The sequence below is a fragment of the Agromyces binzhouensis genome, from assembly GCF_042672355.1.
In the GTDB taxonomy this organism is placed as follows: Bacteria; Actinomycetota; Actinomycetes; order Actinomycetales; family Microbacteriaceae; genus Agromyces; species Agromyces binzhouensis.
Map to the genome: position 1 here is coordinate 65,589 of NZ_JBHXVJ010000010.1, position 21,132 is coordinate 86,720.

The window sequence follows — 21,132 nt, forward strand, 5'->3', positions numbered from 1 at the left end:
AGGTACCCTCAGATTGGATTCAATACAACCGTTGCGTCACACATCCACTGGACTATTCGTCGATTCCTGGTGCACAATGGATCCAATAACTACTTCGTTGACGAGGAGAGCCATATGCGGGTCCAGATGACGAACCGGGTCCCGGCTCTCGCGGCGGAGCCCGGACGATGAGCCCGCGGCCCCTCGTCGGACCGGGCGATCTCGAGTCCACCCTCAGCGGCCACGGCGGGGCAGCCGCCCGGATCGCTGCCGGGCTCCGCGACGCGATCCTCGCCGGCGAGTACGCCCCGGGCGACCGTGTGCGGCAGGAGGAGGTGGCGGGTCGCCACGGGGCGAGCCGCCTGCCGGTGCGCGAGGCACTGCGGATGCTCGCAGCCGAGGGCCTCGTCACCCTCGTCGCGAACACCGGCGCGTGGGTCTCCGCGCTCGAACCCGCCGAGTGCGACGAGCTCTACCGCGTCCGCGAGCGACTCGAGCCGCTGCTGCTGGCCATGAACGTGCCGCTGCTCACGGAGGACACGGCCGACGAGCTCGACGAGCTGGCCCGCGAGATGGAGGAGGCCGGGGACACGGAGGAGTTCCTCGCACTCGACCGCCGGTTCCACTTCGCCACCTACGCCGCTGCGACGACCATCACGCTCGGCGACTCCGTCACGCAGCTGTGGAACCGCACGCAGCACTACCGGCGCGCGTTCACGCGGCTGTTCCAGTCCGACGGCGACCGTAGCGCCCACTACGACCACCGGCTCATCGTCGCGGCCATCCGACGACGCGACGCCGAAGAGGCCGAGCGCGTCCTCGCCGATCACATCCGTCGCACGCGGCTCGCGCTCGCGCGGCATCCCGAGATCTTCGTGCGGTGAGCGCCAGCGCACCGCACGGCCGAGAGAAGGAGACACCCATGCCCATCGCCACCGTCAACCCCGCAACGGGCGAGTCCGTGCGGCAGTTCGAGCCGCACGACGCCGCCGAGGTGGAGCGACGACTCGCGCAGGCCGATGCTGCGGCGCGGACGCTGCGGTCCACGACGTACGCCGAGCGCGCCGACTGGATGCGGGCGAGCGCGGACGCCATCGAGGCCGACGTCGAACCACTGGCGCGCACGCTCACCGTCGAGATGGGCAAGCCCATATCGCAGGCCCGCGCCGAGGTGCTCAAGTGCGCCCGGAACATGCGCTTCTACGCCGACAACGCCGAGCGCTTCCTCGCCGACGAGCCGCTCGACGACCCCTCGACCGTCGGAGCATCCAGCGCCTACACGCGATACGAGCCGCTCGGAGTCGTCCTGGCCGTCATGCCCTGGAACTACCCGCTCTGGCAGGTGGTCCGCTTCGCCGCGCCCGCGCTCATGGCCGGGAACGCCGGCGTGCTCAAGCACGCGTCGAACGTCCCCCAGTCTGCCCTCTACCTCGACACCCTGTTCGAGCGCGGCGGCTTCCCCGAGGGCTCGTTCCGCACCCTGCTGATCGGCTCGGCCGAGGTCGACGCCGTGATCGCCGACGCGCGGGTGAAGGCGGTGACCCTCACCGGCAGCGAACCGGCGGGACGTGCCGTCGCGTCCGCCGCGGGACGGGCCGTCAAGAAGGCCGTGCTCGAGCTCGGCGGCTCCGACCCCTTCATCGTGATGCCGAGCGCCGACCTCGACGCCGCCTCCACGACGGCCGTGAACGCGCGCGTGTCGAACAACGGCCAGTCCTGCATCGCCGGCAAGCGGTTCCTGGTGCACGCAGACGTGTACGACGAGTTCGCACGCAGATTCGCCGAGAAGATGGCGGCGCTCCGCGTCGGGGACCCGCTCGACGAGTCGGTCGAGGTGGGCCCGCTCGCCACGCGCTCGGGTCGCGACGAGCTCGCCGAGCTCGTCGACGACGCGGTCTCGAAGGGCGCCCGCGTCCTGGCCGGGGGGACCGTGCCCGACCGCGCCGGGTGGTTCTACGCCCCCACCGTGCTCGCCGACCTGCCCGACGAAGCGCGACTCGTGCAGGAGGAGGCGTTCGGACCCGTCGCGTCCCTGTACCGCGTGGCCGACCGCGACGAGGCCGTGCGCATCGCCAACCAGACGACCTTCGGCCTGAGCTCTGCGGTCTGGACGAACGATCCCGACGAGGAGGCGTGGTTCATCGGCGCACTCGACGCGGGCGCCGTGTTCGTGAACGGGATGACGGTCTCCTACCCGGAACTGCCGTTCGGCGGTATCAAGGCCTCCGGCTACGGGCGTGAGCTCGCCGCCGCCGGCATCCGCGAGTTCACGAACCTCAAGACGGTCTGGAAGGGCTGACCGGCACCGATCGCATCGCGCACGAGGAAGGGCCCGGCCGACCGGCCGGGCCCTTCCTCATGCGCCTCGGTTGCATCAGTAGGAGTAGGGGTTCGCGACGAACAACTCCTGCGCGGGGAACCGCGTGAGGACCTCGATGCCGTAGTCGGTGACCACGACCTCCTCCTCGATCCGCGCCGCCGAAGTCCCGTCGGAAGCGGGGCAGTACGTCTCCATCGCGAACACCATGCCGGTTCGGAGCTCGACCGGGTCCTTCAGGGAGTTCAGTCGCGAGATGATCGGGCGCTCGTGCAGGCCGAGCCCGAGTCCGTGCGCGAACTGCAGGCCGAACGCCGCGAGCTCATTGTCGAACCCGAAGTCGGTCGCCTTGGGAAGCACCTTGGCCACGTCGTCGCTGCCGACGCCCGGCCGGATCTCGTCCAGGGCGAGATCCATCCACTCGCGCGCCTGCTTGTAGGCGTCGCGCTGGCTCTCGGTCGCCCACCCCACGCCGAAGGTGCGGTAGTAGCACGTCCGGTAGCCGTTGAACGAGTGGATGATGTCGAAGAACGCCTGGTCACCGGGCCGGATGATCCGGTCGGTGAAGTTGTGCGGGTGCGGGTTGCACCGCTCGCCGGAGATCGCGTTGACGGCCTCGACCTGGTCGCTGCCGTACTCGTAGAGGCGGGCGTTCGCGAGCGCGACGATCTCGTTCTCGCGCACGCCCGGCTTCAGGGCGTCGACGATGTCCTGGTAGACCCCGTCGACCATCGCAGCTGCCTGGTTCAGCAGCATGATCTCGTCCTGGTTCTTGATCACCCGCGCGTCGAGCATGGCCTGCTGCGCGTCGGCGACGCGGAGACCCTGGCGCTCGAGCTCGAACAGGAAGGGCGGCTCGACGAGGTCGATCCCGAGCGGTGCATCGGCCAGACCCGCCGCGGACAGCAGCGACTTGATCTCGGCGACCGCGTCGCGCATGAGCCCGGCACCTCCCTCGGGCGCGACGGCGCCCTTGAAGCCGAGGAAGCCGGCCCGGTAGTGGTCATCCGGGACCCAGTCCGAGTAGAGCTTGTGGTGCCGCACCGCCGAGCCGAAGTCCCACAGGATCGGATCGTGCCCGCGCATGAGGAGCGCGTACCGGATCATCTTGTCGCCGAGTGCGCCACCGATCCACGTCTGCGTCGTGTAGCGGATGTTGTAGAAGTCGAACAGCAGGAACGCGCCGCACTCGCTCGCCTCCAGGGCCGCCTTGGCGCGGTCGAGTCGGTACCTCCGCAGCCGGTCGAAGTCGACGCGGTGCTCGTAGTCGACGCCGGCCTGGCCGGGCGCCCCGAGTGGGCGCGTGCCCGGCGGCCGCGGCGACGGCCGCTCGAACCGGGAGCCCCCCCGGGCGCCGTGCGCCCGGGGGTCGTCGTCCAGGATCGTCATCCGACCTGCTCCATGAGGTATGCCGGCGCCGACTCCGCCTCCAGCCCGTCGGTGACGTCCACGTCCTCGGGCCGCAGCTCGAGGCCGGCCCCGCGTGCCACCGTGAGCAGCAGGGTGGCGAAGTCGAGCTCGACGTTGCCGTTGCCGACCTCCTGGGCCACGATGTTTCGCGTCGCCGAGGCGATCGGCATGGGCACGGAGAGCTCGTGCCCTGCCTCGAGCCCGAGGTCGAAGTCCTTCTGCAGGAGCACGTTCGTGAACGTCGGCGTGAAGTCGAGGTTCACGAACGCGGGCGTCTTGTAGCGCGTGAAGACGGACCCCATCACCGAGTCGTTGAGGAAGCCCAGGAAGGCCTCGCGGCTGACGCCGCCCTTCTCGGCGAGCACCGTGATCTCGGCGAGGGACTGCGTGACGACGCCCAGGAAGACGTTGTGCGCGATCTTCACGAGCCGCGCCACCTCGCCCTCGCCCACGTAGGTCACGCCCCGGCCGAAGTGCTGGAGCACGGGCTCGACGGCGTCGAACGCCGAGCGAGGCCCGGATGCGGCGACGGTGAGCTTGCCCGCCGCGATGACGGCGGGATTCCCGCTGACCGGCGTCGCCAGCAGTTCGGCGCCGCGTTCCGCCGCCGCGGCGCGGAGCACCTCGCTCGCCGCGATCGAGACCGTCGACGAGTCGGCGAGGTACTTCGGCGCGTGCTCGGGATGCGTCAGCAGGCCGTTCGGTCCGGTGGTGACCTCGGCGAGGTCCTTCGGTGCGGAGACCATCGTGAACACGAGATCGCGATCGGCCAGGTCCACGGGTCGGGCGACGGACGTGGCGCCCTTCTCGACGAGGGGCCGGGCCTTCTCCGCGGTGCGGTTGTAGACGGTCACGTCGTACCCGGCGTCGATCAGGCGGTGCACGAGCTGCGAGCCCATGCGTCCGGTGCCGATCCAGCCGATGGTGGGGAGAGGAGTGGACATCAGATCATCCTTGCGTGGTGGTGGTGGTGGGACGGGACGAGGCGGAGTCGTCGACGTCGGCATCGCTGCCGTGCGCGACGGCGCCGCCGAAGTAGAGATCGGCGATCTCGGGGTTCTCGAGGATCTCGGCTGCGGGGCCGCTCAGCAGCACCCGGCCGCTCTCCATGACGATTCCGGTCGTGGCCATGCGCATGCCGAACCGCACGTTCTGCTCGACCATGAGGATCGCGGTCCCGCGCTCCCGCATGACGGAGACGGACTCGTCGATGACGCCGAGCGACCTCGGATCGAGGCCGAGCGACGGCTCGTCGAGCAGCACGAGCTTCGGATCGAGCATGAGCGACCGGGCGAACTCGACCATGCGCCGTTGGCCGCCGGAGAGCAGGCCGCATCTCGTGTTGAGCCGGCTCTTCACGAGCGGGAACTGGTCGAGCACGTGCGCGAGGCGATCGCGCACGAGCGCGCGCTCGCGTCGGATCACGTAGGCACCCATCAGGATGTTCTCGCGCACCGTCAGGTTCGTGAACAGCCCGTTCGTCTGCGGCACCTGCGCGACGCCCCTGGCGAGGATCTCATCGGGCGCCAGGCCCGTGAGCTCGTCGCCGTCGAGGGTGATGGTGCCGCTGCTCGGTGTCAGCAGGCCGCTCACGGTCCGGAGCACGGTGGACTTGCCGGCCCCGTTCGGACCGACGATGCAGCCGAGCTCCCCGGCGCCGACCTCGAGGTCGACACCCTGGAGGACATTCCCGCCGCCGTATCCGGCGACGACGCCGCGCAGCCGGATCATCGGACGCTCCTTTCGGTGATGGAGTCCCCGGCGGACGCCGGTCGCCCCTCGAGCAGGTAGTCGTCGCCGAGGTACGCGTCGATCACGGCGGGATCCTTCTGGATGCGGTCGGGATCGCCTTCCGCGATCACGTGGCCCTTCGCGAGCACCCGGATCGGATCGCACAGCCCGAGCACGAACGGCATGTTGTGCTCGACCAGCAGGAAGGTCTTGCCCTGGCGGTTGAGGTCCCGGATGAGTTCACCCATCCGTTCGATCAGGGTCGGGTTGATGCCGCCGGCAGGTTCATCGAGCATGATCAGCTTCGGATCGAGCACGAGTACCTGGGCGAGCTCGATGAGCTTCTGCTGGCCGTACGACAGCGACCCCGCCTTGGCGTCGCGGTACGCCGACAGGCCGACGAAGTCCAGCAGCTCCATCGCTCGGGCCGCCTCGCTGCCGCTGACGGCACCGAGCCCGAGCTGCGGGACGGAGAAGCTCCGCAGGGGCGTCACGATGTTCTCGAGCACCGTCATCTCCCGGAAGAGGCGGGTGATCTGGAACGTCCGTCCCATGCCGCGGTGCGCCCGGCCCCAGGACGGGACCTTCTCGATGCGCTCGCCGTCGAGCAGGATCTCGCCCGCGTCGAGCGGCAGCGTTCCCGAGACGAGGTTGAACACCGTCGTCTTGCCCGAGCCGTTCGGCCCGATGAGCGCTGTGATCGACCCCTCGGGCACCGTGAAGGTGCAGTCGTCGACGGCCCGGTTGCCGCCGAACGCCTTGGAGACGCCGCGCACCTCGAGGAGCGGGCGGGCCGGCTCGGCCGGCGGTGCGACTCGCTCGGTCGTCGAGATCGTCGTCAGCGGCGAGGGCGCGAGACGTGCGCCGGAGAGCCCGACGCGTCCCCTGGTCCGCGCCTGCTCGATGAGGCCCTGCAGCGAAGGCAGGATGCCCTTGGGCAGGAGCACGACGAGGACCAGGAGGAGGCTTCCGAAGAGCACGAGACGGAGGTTGCCGCCGCCCTGCAGCGGACCGATCGACAGGTTGTTCGCGAACGTGTTCAACGGCTCGATGAGGAAGGCGCCGAGCACCGGGCCGAACAGCGTCCCGCGTCCGCCCAGGATGACGGAGAGCACGATCTGCACGCTGAACAGGATCGAGAACATGTTGATCGGGTCGACGAACCCGAGGTAGTAGGCGTATACCCCGCCCGCCATGCCCACGAAGAGCGCGCTCGCGGCGAACGCGAGCACCTTGTAGATCGGTGCGTTCACGCCGACCGTGCCGGCCTTGCCCTCGTCCTCGCGGATGGCGATGAGCCCGAGCCCGAACTTCGTGCGGCGGATCCACCAGCTCATGAGCAGCGACAGGCCGAGCAGGATGACGAGCGCGATGTGGAACGGCCAGTCGCCCCATTCGCGCGGCCAGTCCGGCAACGGCATCGTGATGCCGGCGGTGCCGTTCGTGAGCTCGTCCCACTCGATCGCGACGAACTGCACGAGGAAGAGGAACGCGATCGTGATGATCACGAACGACGGACCCCGTGAGCGGTAGGTCACGAGCCCGAGCAGGGCGGCCATGGCCGCGGAGAGCACGCCGCCGACCGCCACCCAGGCGAACGGCGACACGTCGGGCACCGCGCGGGCGAGGATCGCGACCGTGTACGCCCCGATGCCGACGAACGCGAACTGGCTCAGCGACAGGTAGCCGGCGTAGCCGGTGATGATGTTGAGCCCGACGGCGCCGATGGCGAAGACGAGGGCGATGATCACCGTGTTCTGCGCCGATCGACTCGGCGAGAGCGGGAAGAGCACCAGCACGACGGTCGCGATGGAGAGCACGAGCATCGTGGCGATGCGGATCGTCCGGGGCCGCGCCCAGACCGGCACCGAGTCCGTGGACCGGTCCGGCGGGACCGGGAGATTGGTCGTGTAGGCCGAGCCCTTGTCGATGCTCATGCGACGGCATCCTCTCTGAGTCGCTGCCCGAGGATGCCCTGGGGGCGGACGAGCAGCACGATGAAGATCACGAGGAACGGCACTGCGACCACCCACGACGCACCCAGCCAGAGCGTGGCGAGCTGCTCGGCGACGCCGATGACGAGCGCCCCGATGACCGCACCCGGGAGGCTTCCGAGGCCGCCGAGGACGACGATCGCGAGCAGCCTGGCGATCCACTGGTAGTGGCTGCCCGGGATGAACGGGTAGGTCGCGGCGATGATGGCGCCTCCGGCGCCGAGCGTCGCGATCCCGATGCCGAACGTGGTCGCCGCGATCGCCTTGACGCTGACGCCGACGAGCAGCGCCCCGCTCTCGTTCGCGGACGAGGCGCGGATGGCGCGTCCCGCCCAGGTGTGGTCGAGGAGCAGGTGCAGGCCGACGAGCACCACGACCGCGATCCCCGCCGCGATGAGCGTGGCGGTCGGGACGTAGAACGGACCGACGGTGATCGAGGCATCCGTGTACGCGGTGCGCACGGCCGCCGACTGGTTGCCCCAGACGAATCCCATGACGCCCTCGAGGAGCAGTGCGATGCCGAACGTCGCGAGGACCGACATGCTGACGTGGCTGCTGCGGACGTGCCGCACGATCAGCACGTAGGCGAGCCAGCCGACCGCGAACATCACGACCGTGAGGATCGGGATGCTCACGAGCGGGTCGAGGCCGAACCACTGCCAGAGGCTGAACGTCAGGAAGGCGGCGAGGATGGCGAACGCGCCGTGGGCGAGGTTGATCACCCGCATCACGCCGAACACCAGGGTGAGGCCGGATGCCATCAGCGCGTAGACCGCGCCGACGAGCAGCCCCGAGATGAGCGCTTGGATGAGGTTCATGAGATCGACCCGTTCGGCTCAGAACGCCGTGCCGCGCCAGCGGAGGATCTCGTCGGTCGTCGCGACGTCGGCCGGGAGCACGACCTCGCTCACCCCGTCGTGCCACTGCCCGACCAGGAACTGGCCGTCCGGGCTCCCGTCCTCGTTCCAGGTGAGCGTGCCGAGGATCGTCTCGACGCTGTTCTCGCGGAGCCAGTCCGCCAGCGCCGCCTGGTCGTCGTAGCCGCCGACGCCCTCGACCGCCGCGGCGACGACCTGGGCTGCGGCGAAGCCGTCGGCCGCGTCCTCGGGCGGCAGGCCGCCGAACATCTCGTCGTACTTCGCGACGAAGTCCGCGTTCCCGCTCGTCTCGGCGGCGACGTGGTAGCTCGAGGAGAAGAACACGCCCTGCGCGTTGTCCTCGCCGACACCCTCGAGGTACTGCTCCCCGTAGGTCGGGGACGAGCTCTGGTAGAGCATTTCGGGGGCGTACCCGGCGCGGTTCATGGCCCGGACGAAGTTCACGCCGTCCTCGAACTGCGCTCCCTGCACGACCAGTTCCGCGCCCGAGTCGCGGATGGCGCTCACGATCGCGTCGAAGTTCTTCGTGGTCGCGGGGTAGACGTCGGCGTAGACGGTCTCGACGCCGGCGGCCTCGAGGGTCTCGCGCACGCCGTCGACGACGGGAGCGGCGAACGGATCGTCGAGGGACGGGTAGGCCGCGGTCGCCGGGCGATCGCCATCGGGGAGCTCGGCGACCCAATCGGCGAACGGCTTCGCCTGCGTCGAAGCGATCGCCTGCTGCGAGAAGAAGATGTACTCGAATCCGCGGTTGAACATGTCGGGCGAGGCGCACGACGGGCAGACGTAGAGCATGCCGGCTCGTTCGGCGACCGCCGATGCCGGGATGTTGAGCAGCGAGGACTGCGTGCCGAGCAGCAGGTCGACGCCGTCCTGGTCGATGAGGGTGTTGTAGTTCGTGACGACGGCGTTCTGGTTCGTGGCGTCGTCCTTCACGGTGATCTCGACGTCGCGGCCGAGCAGGCCACCTGCCTCGTTCTGGAGTTCGACCCAGACCTCGTACCCCTGCTGGGTGTCGAGACCGCCCTGGCTGAACTCGCCGGTGAGCGGGAGCGAGGCCCCGATGACGATGGGGCCGTCGCCGCCGGCGTCGGCTCCGGAGGCATCGGGTGCGCATGCCGCCGTTCCGAGGAGCACGGCCGCGGCTCCGACCGATGCGAGCGCGGCGCGCGGACTGATGGGATTGCGCATGGCTTCCAACCTCTCTGTCAGATTCGATGCGGGATGCGACGGGGGGATTTGCGCATCTGTTTCTGCAATCGATTGCGGTCAGTTTAGGCACGCATCGAGGGGTTGTCAACGGCGGAGTCTCAGTCCGTCCTGGCTGGCGCGGTCGACGCGCGGACGACGAGCTCCACGGGCATCGAGACGCTCACGGGCCGCTGCGCCCCGGTCTCGATCGCCGTGAGCAGCAGACGCGCCGCCTCGGCCCCGATCTCCTGGAGGGGCACGTGGACGGTCGTGAGCGCCGGCGAGAAGTCCGCGGCGAAGGGCATGTCGTTGAAGCCGATGATCGAGACGTCGTCCGGGACCCTGAGGTCGTGCGCGTGCAGTGCGCGGACCGCCCCGAGGGCGACGAGGTCGTTGCCGGCGAAGACCGCGGTCGGGCACGTTCCCGTCGCGATGATGCGCTCCATCGCCGCCGCGCCCGCCTCCGCGGTGAGCGCCCCGGCGTCCACCACCGACCCGGTGACGCCCGGCTCGGCCGCGCAGAGGGCCTCGAACACCTCGGCGCGCGCCCTGGTGGTCGAGAACGTGCGCGGACCCGCGAGGTGCACGATGCTGCGGTGCCCCAGCCCGAACAGGTGGCGGAGCGCCGCCTCGACACCGCCGCGCTGGTCACCCGTGACGGCGGGGTAGAACCCCGCCCCCGACTCCCGGTTCACCATCACGGCGGGAACCCCGGACTCCTGCGCTCGTCGCAGCATCGGCTGGTCCTCGAGTCGCCCGGTCGCGATGACGAACCCGTCGACGCGCCGCTGCAGCAGCGACTCGAAGACGGATGCCTCCACGTCCTCATGACCGTCCGTGTTCGCGAGCAGGGCGGTGTACCCGCGCGGCTGCAGGACGCGCTCGATGCCGCGGACCATGGGCGGGAAGATCGGGTTCATCAGGTCGGGGATGATGACGCCGACCGTCATCGACACGCTCGTCCGCAGCCCCCGCGCCATCGCGTTCGGCACGTAGCCCAGCTGCCGGGCCGCGCGCTTGACCCGCTTGACCGTGTCGGCGTTCACCTGGTCGCGCGTCCGCGGATCGAGCGCTCGGGACACGGTGGCCTTGTGGACCTCGGCGAGCTTCGCGACGTCGTCCATCGTCACACGCTTGGGCATCCGTCCCCCGGTCTCCCGCCCCTCGGCGGGTCATGCTTCCCGTTCACGGTACCCCGCCCGGCTCACGGGGGCCGCGATCATGAACGCGCCGCCGGCGACCGCGGCGACCGCGAACAGCAGGCCCAGCCTTCCGCCGGCGACCGCCAGTCCGCCCAATCCCGCGCCGATCGCCCCGCCGCCGAACAGGGCGACCGCGAACAGGGCCATGCCGATGGGCCGGGAGCGCAGGACGGCGTCGGACATCCAGACCTGCAGCTGGATGTGCCCGGTGGCCCAGGCGAGCCCCAGCAGCAGGGCGGCGACCGCCACCGTCGCCGCATCCGCCCGGACCGCGAGGAGGGCGTACCCGGCGAGGATCGCGGCGCCGGCGATGCCGAGCATGACGGACCCGCCGATGCGCCGCACGACGACCCGCACGAGCAGGCTCCAGCCGATGACCGCCACGCCGTACACCGACGTCACGAGCCCTGCCACGAGCGTGCCGGCGCCCGCCTGCTCCGCCGCGAGCGGAAGGTAGCTGAGCACGCCGACCAGGAGTGCGCCCTCGACGAGGGTGAGCGCGAGCACGGTGACGGCCCACGGGTCGCCGAGCACGACTCGGAACCCCGCCAGGACCGGCTGCGACGGCGCGGCCGGCGCGGGCTCGCGCACCCGCGCGAAGAGGACCGCGAGGACGACGCCGAGCACCGTCGCCCCGATCGGCACGAGTCTCCAGACGCCCAGGTCTCCGGCGAACGCGGCGCCGAGCGTCCCCGCGGTCATGCCCAGCGAGAGGGCCGCGGCGAGGTTCGCCGCGGCGACGCCGCGGGAGCGGAGGTCGAGGTGGTCCCCGATCCAGACGAGCGCCGCGGGCACGATGGCCGCGAACCCCGCCCCGGCGACGATCCGCGCGACCGCGAGCGAGACGGGATCCCACGCGACGGCGGTGCCGAACTGGCCCAGGGATGCCACGACGAGCGCGAGCACGATCACCCGGATCCGGCCGAGCCGCGTCGAGGCGATCCCCCAGCCGAGCTGCCCGATCGCGTAGGCGGCCACGTACGCGGTCATGGCGATGGCGACGACCGCCGGGTCGACCGCGAACTCGACGGCCACGGTCGTGAAGAGCGGCGGCAGCACGGCTCGGTCGGCGAACGTGAGGAACGCCGCGAACAGGAGCAGCGGCAGCACCACCTTCTCGGACCTCATGGCGAACGCTCCAGTCGCGTTGAGTCGGTCGGACTCGCAATCGATTGCAGCAATCGTAGGGCACGTTCGGCGCCGGCGCCATCCGCCCTCGGACGCCCGCGACTACGCTGGACCTGATGAGCGGCACACTCTCGATCACGTCGGCGATGACCGATCCCGCACTGCTCGACCTTCCGTGGGACCTTCCACTCGAGGCCTGGCCCAGCGAGCACATCGCCGCGCTTCCCAAGGGCATCTCCCGGCACCTCGTCCGCTTCGCCCACCTCAGCGGACACGTCGTGGCCATCAAGGAGACGACGGCCGAGATGGCCAAGGGCGAGTACGAGATGCTCCGGACGCTGCAGCGCATGGAGATCCCGTGCGTCGAGCCGGTGGCCGTCATCACGAATCGCACGGATGCCGACGGCGAGGCCCTCAGGCCCGTGCTCGTCACGCGCCACCTCAGGTTCTCGCTCCCCTACCGCGCACTGTTCTCGCAGACGCTCCGGCCCGACACCGCGACACGACTGGTCGACGCCCTCGCCGTGCTGCTGGTCCGCCTGCACATCATCGGCTTCTTCTGGGGCGACGTCTCGCTCTCCAACACGCTCTTCCGCAGGGACGCCGGCGCGTTCGCGGCGTACCTCGTCGACGCCGAGACCGGCAAGCTCTACGAGGGCGGCCTCTCCAACGGGCAGCGCGAGAACGACCTCGAGATCGCGCGCGTCAACATCGCGGGCGAACTGCTCGACCTCGAGGCGGGCGGCCGCGTCGCCGACGAACTCGACCCCGTGCGCATCTCGGACGGCATCGTCGACGCCTACCGCAAGCTCTGGAGCGAGCTCACGGGCAGCGAGTCCTTCGGCGTCGCCGATCGCTGGCGCATCAACGAACGGGTGAACCGGCTGAACGACCTCGGCTTCGACATCGAGGAGCTCGCCATCCGCACCGACACGACCGGCACCACGCTGCGCATCCAGCCGAAGGTGGTCGACGCCGGGCACCACCAGCGCCGGCTCCTGCGGCTCACGGGCCTCGACGCCGGCGAGAACCAGGCGCGCCGCCTGCTCAACGACCTCGACTCGTACCGGGCCACCTACCGCCGGGACGAGGACGAGGAGATGGTCGCGCACGAGTGGCTCATGCGCGTCTTCGAGCCCGTCGTCCGCGCGGTGCCGCAGGAGCTGCGCGGCAAGCTCGAACCCGCCGAGGTGTTCCACGAGCTGCTCGAGCACCGGTGGTACATGGCGCAGACCGAGAGCCGCGACATCCCCCTCGCCGAGGCGCTCACCGCGTACATCAACGACGTGCTGCGCCACCGCCGAGACGAGGCGACCGTCATCGGCCCGCCCACGGAGGCGATCACGGCGGAGCTCCCTGCGGTTGCCCCCGACACCGCCGCCGTCGCGGTGCACGACCCCGACGACGAGGGCGACTGGCGCCTCAAGGTGTGAGCCGCCGGGCGGTCCCCGCCGGGCGACTCCGACGTCGGACGGCTCGGGCTACTCCGGGGACTCGGCGCGCAGCTTGGAGATCTCGTAGAGCGTGACGGATGCCGCGATGCCGGCGTTCAGCGACTCGGTCGACGCCGAGATGGGGATCGACACCACTGCGTCGCAGGTCTCCGTGACGAGGCGCGAGAGGCCCTTGCCCTCGGAGCCGACGACGATCACGATCGGCCGGTCCGCGAAGTCGAGGCCCGGGAGCGACACGTCGCCGCCGCCGTCGAGACCGAGCACGAAGACGCCCCGCTCCTTCAGCGCCTTCAGCGTCTGCGTGAGGTTCGAGGCCATCGCGACGGGCACGCGTGCGGCGGCGCCCGCCGACGTCTTCCACGCGGACGCGGTCACGCCGACGCTCCGGCGCTGCGGCACGATGACGCCCTGGCCGCCGAAGGCGGCGGTCGAGCGGATGATCGCGCCGAGGTTGCGCGGATCCGTGACGCCGTCGAGCGCGACGAACAGGGGCGTCTCGCCGGAGTCGACGACCTCGTCGAGCAGGTCGACCGGGTGCGCGTACTCGTACGGCGGGACCTTGAGCGCGATCCCCTGGTGCACCCCGCCTTCACCGGCGAGTCGATCGAGCTCGGGACGCATGACCTCGAGGATGGCGATGCCGCGGTTGGTGGCGACCTTCAGGGCCTCCTTGACGCGGTCGTCCATCTCGATCCGGGCGGCGATGTAGAGCGTCGTGGCCGGGATCCGGGTGCGGAGGGCCTCGACGACGGCGTTGCGCCCGGTCACGATCTCGGACTCGTCGCCCGACTTCGACCGGCGTGCCGCGCCCGACGCGCCGCGCGGGGCGCCGGACCGCTGCCCGCCGCGCCCGCCGGACTTCGCTGCGGCGCGCTCGGCGGCCGCCTTGCGCTTGTGCGCCTGGTGGTACGGACGGTCCTCGGCCTTCGGCGTCGGGCCCTTGCCCTCGAGGGCCTTGCGGCTGTGGCCGCCGGTCCCGACCTTCTGGCCCTTGCCCTTCTTGCGCACGGCTCCCGCGCGAGGCTTTCCGCTGCTGCCCTTCATGAGGTGAGGCTCCAATGCGTTCCGGTCTGGCTGTCTTCGATGGTGATGCCGGCATCGGCGAGCTCGGCGCGGATGCGATCGGCTGCGGCCCAGTCCTTCGAGGCGCGCGCGGCGCGGCGATCCTCGAGGAGTCTGGCGACGAGGGTGTCGAGCGCGGTGGCCGCGGGGCCGGCATCCGTCGCCCACATGGAGTCGGTCGGGTCGATGCCGAGCACCCGGACCATGGCGAGCACCTGCCCGCGCAGGCCTGCGGCGGTCGCGAGATCCTCGCCGTCGAGCGCCTGGTTGCCGGCGCGCACGGTCTCGTGCAGCACGCCGAGCGCCTGCGGCACGCCCAGGTCGTCGTCCATCGCCTCGGCGAACGCGTCCGGCCACGTGGCATCCGCACCCGCTTCGGCGTACCGGGTGCCGGCGAGGCGCCGCTCGACGCGCGTGAGGAACGTGCGGATGCGGTCGACCGCCGCCTCGGCGTCGGCGAGCGAGTCGGGCGAGTAGTCGAGCGTGGATCGGTAGTGCGCCTGGCCCAGCAGGTACCGGACCGCGAGCGGCGAGGCGAGCTCCGTGAGCTCATGCGCGTAGACCGAGTTGCCGAGCGACTTCGACATCTTCTGTCCGCCGATGTTCACGAGGCCGTTGTGCACCCAATGGCGCGCGAAACCATCACCGGCAGCGGTGGACTGGGCGAGCTCGTTCTCGTGGTGCGGGAAGCGCAGGTCGAGGCCGCCCCCGTGGATGTCGAACTCCGCACCGAGGTAGCGTGCGGCCATCGCCGAGCACTCGATGTGCCATCCGGGACGGCCGGGACCCCACGGCGACTCCCATCCGGCCGAGCGCGGCTCGGTCGGCTTCTGCCCCTTCCACAGTGCGAAGTCGCGGGGGTCGCGCTTGCCACGCGGGTCGGAGTCGGCAGCGGCCTCCATGTTCTCGCGCGTCTGCCGGGTCAACTCGCCGTAGGCCGGCCAGCTGCCGGTGTCGAAGTAGACGTCGCCGGAGCCGTCGGGCGCCGGATAGGCGTGCCCGCGATCGATGAGCCGCTGGATGATCCGCTGCATCTGCGTGACGCTCGCGGTCGCCCGCGGCTCGTACGTCGGCGGCAGGATGCCGAGCGCGTTGTAGGCGGCGGTGAACTCGAGCTCGACCCGGTACGCGAGCGACCACCACTGCTCGCCGATGCCCTCCTCGGCGGCGGCGTTCAGGATCTTGTCGTCGATGTCGGTGACGTTGCGGACGAAGGTGACCGCGTACCCGCTCGCAACGAACCAGCGACGCATGATGTCGTAGACGAGCGCGCTCCGGAGGTGCCCGATGTGAGGGCTCGACTGCACGGTCGGTCCGCAGACGTACATGCCGACGTGCCCCTCCTCGAGGGGCACGAAGTCACGCAGGGCCTGGGCCTTCGAATCGTGGAGTCGTACGGTCACGGGTCAAGCGTACCGGCGCGCGTGCTGCTCGACCGGTCAGGCGCGTCCGGAGGCCGGGACGATGAGCGCGGTCGCGATGGCGGTGACGCCCTCACCGCGGCCAGTGAAGCCGAGCCCGTCGGTCGTGGTCGCGGCGACGCTCACCGGCGCACCCACGAGGCCCGTCAGCAGGGCCTCCGCCTCCGCACGGCGGGGCGCGAGCTTCGGTCGGTTGCCGACGACCTGCACGGAGACGTTGCCCACGCGCCATCCGGCGGCGGCCAGCCGGCGCACGGTCTCGGCGAGGAACACCTCGCCGTGGGCGCCCGAGAACCGGGGGTCGACGGTGCCGAACATGCCGCCGATGTCGCCGAGGCCGGCGGCGGCGAGCAGCGCGTCGCAGATCGCGTGGGCGACCGCGTCGCCGTCGCTGTGGCCGGACAGGCCCCGCTCCCCCGGCCACTCCAGGCCGGCCAGCCACAGCGGGGTGCCGTCGGCGGCGTCGAAGGCGTGGACGTCGATGCCGGTGCCGACGCGCGGCACCGGAGCGTGGGCGGGCAGCGCGCGAGGGGCCGAGGGCTCGGCCGCGGACGCGGCACGCTCGGCCAGCTCCTGCGCGGCGCGCCTGAGGTCGGACGGCACCGTGACCTTGAACGCGCGCGCGTCGCCCGGCACCACGTCGACCGGCACACCGGCGGCGGCGGCGAGAGCCGCGTCATCGGTGAAGTCGGCCCCGGCGGCCACGTACGCCGATTCGAGCACCTCGCGAGGAAAGCCCTGCGGCGTCTGCACCACGGCGAGCTCGGAGCGGTCCACGGTCTCGAGGACGTGCCCCTCGCCGTCGACGCGCTTGACGGTGTCGACGACGGGCAGGCCCGGGACGATCCCGTGTCCGCGCGCCTCGACCGCGGCCGCGACCTCGTCGAACACCGCGGAGGGCGCGAGCGGCCGGGCCGCGTCGTGCACGAGCACGACCTCGATCTCGCGCGGGAGCTCGGCGAGACCGCGGGCCACGGACTCCTGCCGTGTCAGGCCGCCTGCGACGACCACGAGGTCGACGGATGCCGCGGCCGCGCGCGGCGCGCAGCGCTCGCGCACCTCGTCGACGCGTTCGGCGGGGGCCACCACCACCACGTACGGCGCCTCGCGCATGCCGAGGACGGCATCCAGGGCGACGCCGAGGATCGTGTCGCCGCCGAGGGGGACGAGGGCCTTGGGTTCCGGGTGCCCGAGCCGGGTGCCGGAGCCGGCGGCGACGACGATGACGGCGACGGTGGAGTCGTTCACGGTTCCACCGTAGTGGCCGTCCCGGCTCAGGTGCGGGCCGATGGCAAGGTTCCGATCCGCACCCGGAGACGACGATCGCCGCCGTGCGCATCAGCGCCGGCGGCGATCGTCGAATGGGCTCGGCCTAGGAGGCGAGCACCTCGTCGAGGACGGTCGAGGCCTGCTCCTCGTCGGTCTTCTCGGCGAGTGCGAGCTCCGAGATCAGGATCTGGCGGGCCTTGGCGAGCATTCGCTTCTCGCCGGCGGACAGGCCGCGGTCCTGGTCGCGGCGCCACAGGTCTCGCACGACCTCCGACACCTTGATGACATCACCCGAGGCGAGCTTCTCGAGGTTCGCCTTGTAGCGGCGCGACCAGTTGGTCGGCTCCTCGGTGAAGGGGGCGCGAAGCACCTCGAAGACCTTGTCGAGGCCCTCCTTGCCGATCACGTCACGAACGCCGACCAGGTCGACGTTCTCGGCGGGCACCTCGATCACGAGGTCACCCTGCGTGACGTTCAGCTTGAGGTAGAGCTTCTCTTCGCCCTTGATGATGCGTTTCTTGACTTCGACGATCGTTGCGGCACCGTGGTGGGGGTAAACGACGGTCTCGCCAACCTCAAAAAGCATGAATAGACGTCCTTTCGGCAACTTTCAGGATATCACACCGAGGTAGTGCTAAGGTTCCGCCTCCGCTCCCGGGCGACCTCGACGCCGTAGGCTACACTCGACTCGATCCCACGCGCGCGGGTCGCATTCCGCTGCGCGCACGCTCGTCCTTGGAGGTTCTGTGAAGGCGCGTCTCGCGGCATCCGCTGCACTGGCTCTCGGCATCGCCATCGGCGGCAGCGGGTGCGCCATGCTGACCTACCAGGCGACCACCGAGAAGTACGACCCCAGCGACGGCGTCTCCGCCGATGTCGGCGCACTCGACGTGCGGAACGTCCTCGTGGTGAGCGACGAGGGTGAAGAGGGCAACCTCGTCATCTCCGTCACGAACACCGGAACCGACGACGAGACCCTCTCCCTGCAGTTCGTCGACCAGGGCGACACCTTCGAGATCGATGTCGACGGCGGCGAGACCGTCTCGCTCGGCACCGCCGAGGAGGAGCCGCTGCTCATCGAGAACCTCGATGCCGAGGTGGGCGGCCTCGTCTCCGTCTACCTGCAGGCCGGCAGCGCCGAGGGCGTCGAGATCCAGGTACCCGTCCTCGACGGCCGCCTCCCCGAATACGAGGACCTCGTCCCGTAGGGGAAGCCACGACCACGAGAGCGGATGCCACGGCGCGAGTCGGCGGCATCCGCTCTCTCGTTCTCCGGCTACGCCTCGAACCGGTAGCCGAGGCCGCGCACGGTCACGAGCTGCACGGGCTCGGAGGGCGTGACCTCGATCTTCGACCGGATCCGCTTGATGTGGACGTCGAGGGTCTTCGTGTCGCCGAAGTAGTCGCTCCCCCACACGCGGTCGATGAGCTGGCCGCGCGTGAGGACGCGGCCGGCGTTGCGCATGAGCAGTTCGAGCAGCTCGAACTCCTTGAGCGGCATCGCGACCGCCTCGCCGTCGACCTCGACCGTGTGGCGGTCGACGTCCATCCTGACCCGACCTCCCTCGATGACGGCGTCGTCGAGGTCGCTCGGCTCGATGCGACGGCGGAGCACCGCGCGGATCCGCGCGAGCAGCTCGCGCGTCGAGTAGGGCTTCGTCACGTAGTCGTCGGCGCCGAGCTCGAGCCCCACGACGATGTCCACCTCGGAGTCCTTGGCGGTGAGCATGATGATCGGCACGTTGGAACGCTGGCGGATCTCGCGGCAGACCTCGGTTCCCGGCAGGCCGGGGAGCATGAGGTCGAGCAGCACGAGGTCGGCGCCGTCGCGGTCGAACGCGGCCACCGCGGCGAGTCCGTCGGCGGCCACCTCCACCTCGTAGCCCTCGCGTTCGAGCAGGAAGCTGAGCGGTTCGCTCAGCGCGATCTCGTCCTCGACGAGCAGGATGCGGGTCACTCTCGGTCTCCTCGGGATGGCGCGGCCGGAAGTACCGCGGCGATACGGGTCTTGGTGTCCTGGGCGACGGGTGCCGGTGCCTCGGACGCCGGCGGGGCGGCATCCGCGGGCTCGCGTTCGATCGGTCGCTCCGCGAGCGGCAGGCGGATCGTGAACGTCGAGCCGCGGCCGGGCCGCGACCATACGCGGACGTCGCCGCCGTGGTTCTGCACCGTGTGCTTGACGATGCTGAGGCCGAGACCGGAGCCGCCCGTGTTCCGCGAGCGCGCCTGGTCGACGCGGTAGAAGCGCTCGAACACGCGGTCGAGGTCCTCCGGCGCGATGCCGATGCCCTGGTCGGCGATCGAGATCTCGACGGCGTCGTCGTCGACGATCACGCCGACCCCGACCCGCCCGCCCTCGCTCGAGTACGCGATCGCGTTCGAGATGAGGTTGTGCAGGGCCACGACGAGGAGCGCCTCGTCGCCGTAGACCTCGGCGCGGGACTTCGCCCGGACGGCGACGTCGACGCCCTTCGCCGCGGCGACCACGCGGTTCTGGTCGACCGCGGCGGCCACCACGCGGTCGACCTGGACGAGCTCGTCGCGCCGGAGCGCATCGCGCGCCTGCAGCCGCGAGAGCTCGATGACCTCACCCGTGATGTGAGCCAGCCGGGTCGACTCGACCCCGAGGCGGTCGGCGAAGCGGCGCACCTGCTCGGGCTCGTCGGCGGCCTGGTCGATCGCCTCGGCGAGCAGGCTCACTGACGCGATCGGGGTCTTCAGCTCGTGGCTGATGTTCGCGATGAAGTCGCGCCGCACCTCGTCGAGCCGGTGCGCCTCGGTGCGGTCGTCGGCGAGCAGGAGCACGAACCGCGTGCCGAGACGGGCCACGCGGACCTGGAGCTGCATCGTCGCGTCGCCGAACGGCCCCCGCGGGAGCTCGATCTCGAGCGCGACGGGCTCGCCCGTCCGGCGCACGGCCGAGACGAGGTCGACGAGCTCGGCGTGCGCGAGCATCTGGTTGCGGACCAGTCCCATCGCGAGGGCGCCGGGCGACGCCCGCAGCACGTTGTTGGACGGATCGAGCACGACGCCGGCGGACTCGAGGACGTCGAGCACCTGGTCGACGCCGTCGGGGATGGTCGGTGCGACGACGCGGGCCGCGCTCTGGCCGCGTCGTTCGGCCATGTGCAGCACGACCGTGAACCCGGCCCCGAGGAGGATGCCGAAGGTCAGCGCGACCAGCACCGACCAGGTGGAGTCCATGGCACCACCCTAACCATGCCGGTCACCCCCCTTTGCCCCGGGCGGACGCCGGCCGGGGGTAGGTTAGGGAGAGTTCAGCAGCACGGCACCTGCCGTTCACCTTCGACGGCGAGGATGTCGCGTGCCGGTCCGTGACCGGTCATCCCGCGTGCCCGGCGTGGGATCCCGAGACCATCGAAGGGGTCAAACACATGCGTGAGGTGTTCCAGCAGGAACTGCGCGAGGTTCAGGACGGCCTCGTCGAGATCGCGACGCTCGTCGCCCAGGCCATCGAGAAGGCGACGCGCGCGTTCAACGAGTCGAACGTCAGCCTCGCCGAGGAGGTCATCGCCGACGACCACCTGATCGACCAGCGCGCCCAGGCGCTCGACGAGCTCGCCATCACGATCCTCGCCCGGCAGCAGCCCGTGGCACGCGACCTGCGCATCGTCGTCAGCGCGCTGCGCATCTCGGCCTCGCTCGAGCGCATGGGCGACCTCGCGACGCACATCTCGCAGCTGGCCCGGTACCGCTTCCCCGACAAGGTGGTGCCGAAGTCCCTCCGCCCGACCTTCATCGAGATGGGGGCGCTCGACGTCGAGATCGCACGCAAGCTCGTCACCCTCCTCGAGAACGAGGACGTCGAGCTGGCCAAGGCCATCCGCAACGAGGACGACAAGGTCGACGCCCTGCACCTCTCGGTGTTCGACAAGGTGCTGGGCGAGACCTGGAAGGGCCAGGCCGTCGACACCGTCGACTCGACCCTGGCCAGCCGGTACCACGAGCGGTTCGCCGACCACGCCGTCGCGATCGCCCAGAAGGTCGACTACCTCGCGACCGGCGACTGGGTGCCCGAGCCGGTCGGCTGACCGGGCCCCGATACCGTCACGCGACGAGGGCCGAGCGGATGCGA

At 70.7% G+C, this 21,132-nt stretch carries 19 protein-coding genes; 5 read left to right on the plus strand and 14 right to left on the minus strand.

The features are described from left to right. Positions 1–167 precede the first annotated feature (167 nt). Both ACFVHK_RS16355 and ACFVHK_RS16360 read left to right on the plus strand, forming a co-directional pair. On the plus strand, positions 168–863 hold the full coding sequence (locus ACFVHK_RS16355) for a GntR family transcriptional regulator (protein WP_376929742.1): 696 nt from the start codon (positions 168–170) through the stop codon (positions 861–863). A gap of 38 nt (positions 864–901) precedes the next feature. Further along, on the plus strand, positions 902–2,278 hold the full coding sequence (locus ACFVHK_RS16360; RefSeq protein WP_376929743.1) for an NADP-dependent succinic semialdehyde dehydrogenase: 1,377 nt from the start codon (positions 902–904) through the stop codon (positions 2,276–2,278). A 75-nt stretch (positions 2,279–2,353) separates the two neighbouring features. Here ACFVHK_RS16360 and ACFVHK_RS16365 read toward each other — a convergent pair whose 3' ends face one another. The 8 genes from ACFVHK_RS16365 to ACFVHK_RS16400 all read right to left on the minus strand — a co-directional run bounded on the left by ACFVHK_RS16365 (position 2,354) and on the right by ACFVHK_RS16400 (position 11,830). Then, positions 2,354–3,685: a M24 family metallopeptidase gene (locus ACFVHK_RS16365; RefSeq protein WP_376929744.1), complete on the minus strand. Its 1,332-nt coding sequence runs from the start codon at positions 3,683–3,685 to the stop codon at positions 2,354–2,356. Continuing rightward, positions 3,682–4,650, minus strand: coding sequence for an NAD(P)-dependent oxidoreductase (locus ACFVHK_RS16370; RefSeq protein ID WP_376929745.1), 969 nt, complete (start codon positions 4,648–4,650; stop codon positions 3,682–3,684). Before ACFVHK_RS16370 ends, ACFVHK_RS16365 begins: the two co-directional genes overlap by 4 nt. 4 nt (positions 4,651–4,654) lie before the next feature. Continuing rightward, positions 4,655–5,437, minus strand: coding sequence for an ABC transporter ATP-binding protein (locus tag ACFVHK_RS16375; RefSeq protein WP_376929746.1), 783 nt, complete (start codon positions 5,435–5,437; stop codon positions 4,655–4,657). Further along, positions 5,434–7,374, minus strand: coding sequence for a branched-chain amino acid ABC transporter ATP-binding protein/permease (locus ACFVHK_RS16380; RefSeq protein WP_376929747.1), 1,941 nt, complete (start codon positions 7,372–7,374; stop codon positions 5,434–5,436). Before ACFVHK_RS16380 ends, ACFVHK_RS16375 begins: the two co-directional genes overlap by 4 nt. Then, on the minus strand, positions 7,371–8,249 hold the full coding sequence (locus ACFVHK_RS16385; RefSeq protein ID WP_376929748.1) for a branched-chain amino acid ABC transporter permease: 879 nt from the start codon (positions 8,247–8,249) through the stop codon (positions 7,371–7,373). Before ACFVHK_RS16385 ends, ACFVHK_RS16380 begins: the two co-directional genes overlap by 4 nt. A gap of 18 nt (positions 8,250–8,267) precedes the next feature. After that, positions 8,268–9,500: an amino acid ABC transporter substrate-binding protein gene (locus ACFVHK_RS16390; protein WP_376929749.1), complete on the minus strand. Its 1,233-nt coding sequence runs from the start codon at positions 9,498–9,500 to the stop codon at positions 8,268–8,270. 119 nt (positions 9,501–9,619) lie between these two features. Further along, complete coding sequence (locus ACFVHK_RS16395; protein WP_376929750.1) at positions 9,620–10,624, minus strand: LacI family DNA-binding transcriptional regulator; 1,005 nt, start codon at positions 10,622–10,624, stop codon at positions 9,620–9,622. A gap of 48 nt (positions 10,625–10,672) precedes the next feature. Then, positions 10,673–11,830: an MFS transporter gene (locus ACFVHK_RS16400; RefSeq protein WP_376929751.1), complete on the minus strand. Its 1,158-nt coding sequence runs from the start codon at positions 11,828–11,830 to the stop codon at positions 10,673–10,675. A gap of 116 nt (positions 11,831–11,946) precedes the next feature. On the opposite strand from ACFVHK_RS16400, the gene ACFVHK_RS16405 reads away from it, so the two are divergent. Next, positions 11,947–13,263, plus strand: a complete 1,317-nt coding sequence (locus ACFVHK_RS16405) for a DUF4032 domain-containing protein (protein ID WP_376929752.1) — start codon at positions 11,947–11,949, stop codon at positions 13,261–13,263. 48 nt (positions 13,264–13,311) lie between these two features. Here the strand turns inward: ACFVHK_RS16405 and rlmB are convergent, their stop codons facing one another. From rlmB to ACFVHK_RS16425, 4 genes are all read right to left on the minus strand, one after another. After that, entirely contained in the window at positions 13,312–14,328 is a 1,017-nt protein-coding gene (rlmB, locus tag ACFVHK_RS16410; protein WP_376929753.1) for a 23S rRNA (guanosine(2251)-2'-O)-methyltransferase RlmB, read from the minus strand. Continuing rightward, positions 14,325–15,749 (minus strand): cysteine--tRNA ligase, encoded by a 1,425-nt coding sequence (cysS, locus tag ACFVHK_RS16415; RefSeq protein ID WP_376929754.1) that lies wholly within the window; start codon positions 15,747–15,749, stop codon positions 14,325–14,327. Before cysS ends, rlmB begins: the two co-directional genes overlap by 4 nt. A 36-nt stretch (positions 15,750–15,785) precedes the next feature. Further along, a complete protein-coding gene (gene ispD, locus ACFVHK_RS16420) occupies positions 15,786–17,045 on the minus strand; it encodes a 2-C-methyl-D-erythritol 4-phosphate cytidylyltransferase (protein WP_376929809.1) in 1,260 nt (419 codons plus the stop codon). A gap of 94 nt (positions 17,046–17,139) precedes the next feature. Beyond that, entirely contained in the window at positions 17,140–17,622 is a 483-nt protein-coding gene (locus ACFVHK_RS16425; protein WP_067948714.1) for a CarD family transcriptional regulator, read from the minus strand. Between the two features lie 160 nt (positions 17,623–17,782). Between ACFVHK_RS16425 and ACFVHK_RS16430 the strand changes: the two genes are divergently transcribed. Next, entirely contained in the window at positions 17,783–18,244 is a 462-nt protein-coding gene (locus ACFVHK_RS16430) for a hypothetical protein (RefSeq protein WP_376929755.1), read from the plus strand. Between the two features lie 68 nt (positions 18,245–18,312). Here the strand turns inward: ACFVHK_RS16430 and ACFVHK_RS16435 are convergent, their stop codons facing one another. Next, on the minus strand, positions 18,313–18,993 hold the full coding sequence (locus tag ACFVHK_RS16435; RefSeq protein ID WP_376929756.1) for a response regulator: 681 nt from the start codon (positions 18,991–18,993) through the stop codon (positions 18,313–18,315). After that, on the minus strand, positions 18,990–20,240 hold the full coding sequence (locus ACFVHK_RS16440; protein ID WP_376929757.1) for a sensor histidine kinase: 1,251 nt from the start codon (positions 20,238–20,240) through the stop codon (positions 18,990–18,992). Before ACFVHK_RS16440 ends, ACFVHK_RS16435 begins: the two co-directional genes overlap by 4 nt. A 191-nt stretch (positions 20,241–20,431) precedes the next feature. Here ACFVHK_RS16440 and phoU point away from each other — a divergent pair, with 191 nt between their 5' ends. Continuing rightward, the gene (gene phoU / locus ACFVHK_RS16445; RefSeq protein WP_129234862.1) at positions 20,432–21,088 is read left to right on the plus strand and encodes a phosphate signaling complex protein PhoU; all 657 of its coding nucleotides are present in this window, start codon (positions 20,432–20,434) and stop codon (positions 21,086–21,088) included. Positions 21,089–21,132: the final 44 nt, after the last annotated feature.

Coding starts and splice junctions, on each gene's coding strand:
- ACFVHK_RS16390 (WP_376929749.1), bottom strand. CDS start 9,500: ATGCGCAATCCCATCAGTCCGCGCGCCGCGCTCGCATCGGTCGGAGCC.
- rlmB (WP_376929753.1), bottom strand. CDS start 14,328: ATGAAGGGCAGCAGCGGAAAGCCTCGCGCGGGAGCCGTGCGCAAGAAG.
- ACFVHK_RS16365 (WP_376929744.1), bottom strand. CDS start 3,685: ATGACGATCCTGGACGACGACCCCCGGGCGCACGGCGCCCGGGGGGGC.
- ACFVHK_RS16400 (WP_376929751.1), bottom strand. CDS start 11,830: ATGAGGTCCGAGAAGGTGGTGCTGCCGCTGCTCCTGTTCGCGGCGTTC.
- ACFVHK_RS16395 (WP_376929750.1), bottom strand. CDS start 10,624: ATGGACGACGTCGCGAAGCTCGCCGAGGTCCACAAGGCCACCGTGTCC.
- ACFVHK_RS16370 (WP_376929745.1), bottom strand. CDS start 4,650: ATGTCCACTCCTCTCCCCACCATCGGCTGGATCGGCACCGGACGCATG.
- ACFVHK_RS16425 (WP_067948714.1), bottom strand. CDS start 17,622: ATGCTTTTTGAGGTTGGCGAGACCGTCGTTTACCCCCACCACGGTGCC.
- ACFVHK_RS16440 (WP_376929757.1), bottom strand. CDS start 20,240: ATGGACTCCACCTGGTCGGTGCTGGTCGCGCTGACCTTCGGCATCCTC.
- ACFVHK_RS16380 (WP_376929747.1), bottom strand. CDS start 7,374: ATGAGCATCGACAAGGGCTCGGCCTACACGACCAATCTCCCGGTCCCG.
- phoU (WP_129234862.1), top strand. CDS start 20,432: ATGCGTGAGGTGTTCCAGCAGGAACTGCGCGAGGTTCAGGACGGCCTC.
- ACFVHK_RS16385 (WP_376929748.1), bottom strand. CDS start 8,249: ATGAACCTCATCCAAGCGCTCATCTCGGGGCTGCTCGTCGGCGCGGTC.
- ACFVHK_RS16355 (WP_376929742.1), top strand. CDS start 168: ATGAGCCCGCGGCCCCTCGTCGGACCGGGCGATCTCGAGTCCACCCTC.
- ACFVHK_RS16405 (WP_376929752.1), top strand. CDS start 11,947: ATGAGCGGCACACTCTCGATCACGTCGGCGATGACCGATCCCGCACTG.
- ACFVHK_RS16375 (WP_376929746.1), bottom strand. CDS start 5,437: ATGATCCGGCTGCGCGGCGTCGTCGCCGGATACGGCGGCGGGAATGTC.
- ACFVHK_RS16360 (WP_376929743.1), top strand. CDS start 902: ATGCCCATCGCCACCGTCAACCCCGCAACGGGCGAGTCCGTGCGGCAG.